The 5,671-nt window shown below is 50.4% G+C and carries 5 protein-coding genes; all 5 read right to left on the bottom strand.

All coding sequences use genetic code 11. The annotated features are described in order from the left end of the window. On the bottom strand, window positions 1-1,250 hold a 1,250-nt coding region (locus tag Q1K24_RS08990; RefSeq protein ID WP_300369129.1), incomplete at its 3' end, for an SH3 domain-containing C40 family peptidase. A gap of 8 nt (window positions 1,251-1,258) precedes the next feature. Further along, complete coding sequence (locus Q1K24_RS08985) at window positions 1,259-2,983, bottom strand: DNA polymerase III subunit gamma/tau (protein ID WP_300369126.1); 1,725 nt, start codon at window positions 2,981-2,983, stop codon at window positions 1,259-1,261. Between the two features lie 70 nt (window positions 2,984-3,053). Further along, window positions 3,054-3,842 (bottom strand): glutamate racemase, encoded by a 789-nt coding sequence (murI, locus tag Q1K24_RS08980; protein WP_300369123.1) that lies wholly within the window; start codon window positions 3,840-3,842, stop codon window positions 3,054-3,056. Continuing rightward, window positions 3,839-4,207: a four helix bundle protein gene (locus Q1K24_RS08975; RefSeq protein ID WP_300369120.1), complete on the bottom strand. Its 369-nt coding sequence runs from the start codon at window positions 4,205-4,207 to the stop codon at window positions 3,839-3,841. Before Q1K24_RS08975 ends, murI begins: the two co-directional genes overlap by 4 nt. A 43-nt stretch (window positions 4,208-4,250) precedes the next feature. Then, window positions 4,251-5,561: a transcription termination factor Rho gene (rho, locus tag Q1K24_RS08970; RefSeq protein ID WP_300369117.1), complete on the bottom strand. Its 1,311-nt coding sequence runs from the start codon at window positions 5,559-5,561 to the stop codon at window positions 4,251-4,253. Window positions 5,562-5,671 lie beyond the last annotated feature (110 nt).

Raw genomic sequence — 5,671 nt, 5'->3', positions numbered from 1 at the left:
ATCAGCAGGGCGTTTTTGTCCGTATTCGGCAGATTTTTCCCGATCCACAGGTCGGTGACGACGGTGCGACCGATAATGTGGCGGCCGTTTCCTTCGGTTTTTATCCCCCACATGTTGTGCATGATATAGGCTTTGCCATCTCTGTGCCCCACATAAAGCATGATGTGTCCCGGCAGGTAGAGCAGAGTGCGAAACGGAACTCCCTGTTCGATGATGATCTTCTCTTTTTCCGTTGCCGTATAGCCGGAAAGATCGATTGTTCTGCCAATCTTCGCCTGATCTCTCGAGTTACGGGGGAGCCAGATGCCGAACGGTGCGAAAAAATCGCGTGTCATGGCCGAACAGTCACGGTTTCCTACCATACCGCCCCACCCATACGATTCGCCCAGCAGCTCTTCGGCGACACGCCAGATAGTTGTTCCGGTCATTGCAAGAGGCATGGGGGCGCTCCATCCCGAAGGGAGAAGGGATTTTTGAAGGTGAAGATCCCGGCCGCAACTTTTTGGAACGAAAATCCTGTAGAAAGCCGGCTCTTCGCCGATGTGGGGAAACAGCGTCGCCATCTTCGCATAAAACAGAAACGACTGGTTGGCATCATAAACCGGTGTCTTCTCTTTGAGCACGACGATTTTCGGACGTCTCATGATCCGATCGATCTGATCGGAGGAGAGAAATGCAATATCGCGTACCGGCAGCCATCCAAGTGCGAAAGGGCTCTGAACGAATGCCCACCCCTCGTCGAGACTCAGGTGCGATACGATGAGGGGTGTCATTGCCTTGATGGCGCTGTTTTGGTTGTAGTCGAAAGGATACCCCTCCCCGGGAAGAGAGGGATCGAAAAATATCGGGTGCATCGTGGGAAGGAGTCTCAGCGAGGAGGGGTGGATGACGATGGCATGTCGTTTCAGCGTATTGAAGGCATCGAAGTGCGCATTGGAAACCCACGCTTCGTAGCGCGTTCGGTCCAGAGGCAGCCGGTTCTCCCCGTAGAGGGATTTGTTCGCAAAATAGCCGATTGCCCATGTCGCTTCCTGATAGGTAGCGTTGAGTTCCTCCATTTGCCAGGGTGCGTAATGGTGCGCCAGAAAATCGGTATAGAGACTCTTTTGTCTCTCTTCACGCAAAGAGAGGGGTGCCTGCGCGATGAAAGGGGTAATCTTTTCGGAAATGTCCGGTACAATCGCCTGTCTGGGGGCACATCCCGTTATCCAGACGATCGATGCTGCCAGGAGAAGGATGGCGCGCAGCATGCTTGTTATCACACTTTGGAGCGGATTACGATCTTTTTGGCACCGAAAAGTTCCTGCGCCCGCTTGACCATCGGATCGTTCAGAATATCTTTGGCGTCATACTCTTTCGATCCTTCCGGTTCGGTGCAGTTTCCCGTGATGCAGCCGCTGCTGTTGCAGTCGATATCTTCAATCATCGAACCGGTATGGGTCGAGGCATTGGCATCGCTTGGGGGTTCCGTTGTGGAGGGAGATTCGGCGGCCGGTTCATGCTCCTCTTTCGGAGCTTCACTCTTTGGGGGCGGCGGATTCTCCGATTTGACCAGAGAGATTTTGGTGCCGACACCGAAAATATCCTGGACGAAGTGGCGGACGATGCCGAAGTGGGTTTTAAGAAGCGTCTTGTTCTCGCCTTCCGCATGGCTTGCCCATGAGAGCGTTCCGTCACGATAATCGACAAATTCGATACTCTCTTCGAAGGCTTTGCCCAGTTCCGCATTGCGGTCGTAAATCTTTTCAATGAGCTTTTTGAAACGAAGGGTATTGTCCGGTTGGGTGGATGATGATGGATGATGATCAATAGTCGGTGGTTGTTCTTTTTTTCCGTTGCCTATTGGGGGAGTCGGAGCAGGTGATGGATGGATGGATTGAACGGATCTTTGACTCTTTGTTTTCAACTCTCCATTCTCTACTCTCAATTCACTCTCAAGCGCCTCGATCATTTCGTCGATCTGTTTGATATTCATTGCCTCGACCATTTTGAAAAGGGTGAGCGAAAGGACGAAATCCCCATCGGTGCCCAATGCCAGAAGAGGTTTTGCCTCGGCTAAAATCCGATAGAAACGCTCGAGCAGCATCGGCGAGAATTTCGGATCGTTTTGAAGCAGTTTCTCTTTCAGAAAAAGACTCATTTCGTCGATCACCATTTCGGCCTCGTAGTTTTCAAGTTCTTTCAGATATTCACGGACTTTAGTCTCGTCTTTCTGCAAAATGGCGTCGAAGAGCTTTTCGAGAAACTCCGGATCGATAATGCCAAGCATCTGGGTTACCGTTGTCACATCGACATGGCTCTTGGAATAAACGATGGCCTGATCCAGAAGTGTCAGCGTGTCGCGCAGCGATCCGCTTCCGCTGCGTGCCAATATGTCGAGAGCACCCGGTTCAAATGCGATGTTTTCGGAGTTTAGAATGTGCTCAAGATGTTTAATGACAAGCGGTTTGGCGATTTTTTTGAATCGGAAATGCTGGGTCCTGCTTAGAATCGTAGCAGGAAGTTTGAGCGGGTCGGTCGTCGCCAGTATGAACTTGACGAATTCCGGTGGTTCCTCCAATGTTTTGAGGAGGGCGTTGAACGCTTCCTTGGTGAGCATATGCACTTCGTCGATAATGAAGACCTTGTAGCGTCCGACCGAAGGCTTGTATTTGGTGTGTTCGATGAGATCGCGGATATCGTCGATCTTCCGGCTCGAAGCGGCATCCATCTCGATGATGTCGATATGGCGCCCTTCATTGGCCATTTGGCACTGTTCGCAGTTGTCGCACGGTTTGGAAGTGGGTCCATGCTCGCATAAAAGAGCTTTGGAAAAGATTCTGGCCGTCGACGTTTTGCCGCTTCCCCTCAAGCCGGAAAAGAGATAGGCGTGACCCAGTCGATTCTGATCCAGTGCCATGGCCAGTGTCTGGGAAATGGAGTCCTGCCCGATCAGATCTTCGAAACGTTTCGGACGGTATTTGAGTGCGAGAGCCTGTGACAAATTTTCCCTTCTTTCAAAAGTTTGGAATCCATCTCAATACGAAATGGATTCTAGTCTATCACAGCACTGCTTAAAGCCACTTTTCGGCAATCTTTTTCAAACCTTCCGGGTTTTCCGAAGCGAAAATCTTGAGGTTTGTCGTTCCGTTTTTTCGGGGTTTGCAGCCATTGTCTTCAAGATGTTCCGCGATCGCTTCACCCGAATGGATCAGCAAAGGGTGGTTGGGAAAATAGTCGCGTATGGCATTGGCAATCAAAGGGAAATGGGTGCAGCCAAGAATAATGGCATCGGGCTGTTCGATCGTATTGAAATAGTGGGCAAGGGTGCTTCGCAACACAGCTCCGTCGAAAAGTCCCTCTTCGACAATCGGAACGAAAAGCGAGGGGGCGATCGCTTCAATAGAGTCGAATCCGAGCTCTCGGATACCTTTTTGATAGCGTCCACTTCCGATTGTGGCTTTCGTACCGAGTATCAGTATTCGGCTGGATTTTGGAAGATCGGCATTCTTCAAAGCCAATATTCCCGGCTCGATCACACCGTAGATATCGAAATCGGCATTGGCCCGAAGATCGGGAAGGGCATGTGCACTGACACTGTTGCAGGCTGTAATCATCAGATCGATATCGAAATTCCTGAAAAACTCGAGCGCCTCGAGAGCGTATCGGGTAATCGTGACAGGATCCTTTGGGCCGTAAGGGACACGTGCCGTATCACCATAGTAGATGATCTCCTCGAAGAGGTTGTGTTCGAGAAGACTTTTAACTACAGTAAGACCACCGGCACCGCTGTCGAAGACACCGACTTTTGTCGGTGTCTTCGAAATGGAGGATGGAGGATGGAGGATGGAGGATTTTTTCATGTTTCGGTGTTCTTTGATGAGATGAGTATGGCGGAAAGCAGTCGTACAATCGATTCGAGTTCATTTTCTAAAGATTTGACTTTTGAGCTTTCTTTGGGGAGATAATCCGTTTCCTGTAAAAGGCGAATCCAATATGCTGATTCCCGCGCTTCTTTTTGCGCAATGGACATTTTTGAGATGAAGTCTTTTTTGCTCTGAGCACTCTGTGCTTCGGTAACATTGGCACCGATGGAAGTTCCGGATCGAAGCAACTGTCTTGATAGAGTATACTCTTTTTTCGTTTCGTTCAAATATTTGTAAAGTTTGACGATACGAACGGCAAACAAAAACGAAAGCGAAGCGATCTCGTTTTTTTCATCCATCATCCATCATCCATCATTTTGCATCTGCGGAGCGGAACGCTTCGCGCTACGCTCCTTCGTTCATGATGCTGAGAAACTCTTCGTTGTTTTTCGTCTTGAGCATTTTGGAGTAGAGGAATTTGAGTGCTTCGACTTCGTCCATCTGGTGCATGGCGTTGCGCAGAGCCCAGATTTTCGGCAGGGTGTTGGGATCGGTCAGAAGCTCCTCTTTTCTGGTTCCCGATTTGATGATATCAATGGCCGGATAGATGCGGCGGTCTGCGATGGCACGGCTGAGGACGATTTCGCTGTTGCCCGTTCCCTTGAACTCTTCGAAAATGACTTCGTCCATGCGGCTGCCTGTATCGACGAGAGCCGTGGCGATGATTGTCAGACTTCCGCCGTTTTCGATATTTCGTGCGGCACCGAAGAAACGCTTGGGTTTGTGCAGGGCGTTGGCGTCGACACCGCCGGAGAGGACCTTTCCGCTCGAAGGTGTGACCGTGTTGTAGGCACGGGCGAGTCGGGTGATGGAGTCGAGCAGGATGACGACATCCTTGCCCATTTCGACCCGGCGTTTCGCTTTTTCGATGACCAGTTCTGCGACCCGTACATGGTTCTGGGCCGGGAGGTCGAAGGTGGAGCTGTAGACTTCCCCTTTGACGCTTCTTTCCATGTCGGTCACCTCTTCGGGGCGTTCATCGACGAGAAGAACGATGAGCTCGACTTCCGGATGATTATGGGTGATGCCATGTGCCAGCTCTTTCATCAATTCCGTTTTACCGCTTCGCGGCGGTGCGACGATCAGACCGCGTTGACCCTTTCCGATCGGCGTGAAAAGATCGAGCACACGCCCTGTCAGTTTGGTCGGGTTGTATTCGAGTTTCAGTTTTTCCTGTGGATAGAGCGGTGTGAGGTTGTCAAAAAGCGGGCGGTTTTTGCTCTCGGCGACCGGCATGTAGTTGATCGCTTCGATTTTGAGCAATGCATAGTAGCGCTCCTGCTCTTTCGGAGGACGAACCTGACCCGTTACCACGTCACCGTTACGCAGAGCGAATTTGCGAATTTGTGTACTCGAGACATAGGCGTCGTTGCTGGAATTCGAGAAGTTGGCATCCATGGCACGGAGAAAACCGTACCCTTCGTTGGTGATTTCGAGAATTCCCGTAAAGAGAATGTAGCCACCCTTGCTGACCTGGGATTTGAGGATTTCGAACATCAGGTCCTGGCGTTTCAATTCGTTCGGGTTTTCGACGCCGAGTTCTTTCGCAATGGCGATCAACTCTTCGAGACTTTTTTGACGAAGATCTTCAATCTTGTATCCCTCGACCGGGATGTGGGTTCTTTTATTGTTGGTACGGGTAGAGGTTTCGCTCATGGTTCCTTCTTTGTGAACTTGAAGTTTGCAGATTTCTGGCAGAGTTGCAGGAGTGCCGAAGCACGAATTAAGTCAGATAATTTTTTGTTGAAGCTATTGTAGCAATTTTG

Origin of the sequence: Hydrogenimonas sp. (genome assembly GCF_029932565.1) — a bacterium.
Lineage (GTDB): Bacteria > Campylobacterota > Campylobacteria > Campylobacterales > Hydrogenimonadaceae > Hydrogenimonas.
The sequence above is the reverse complement of the archived record's forward strand: the minus strand, read 5'-3'. Positions and strand labels throughout refer to the sequence as shown.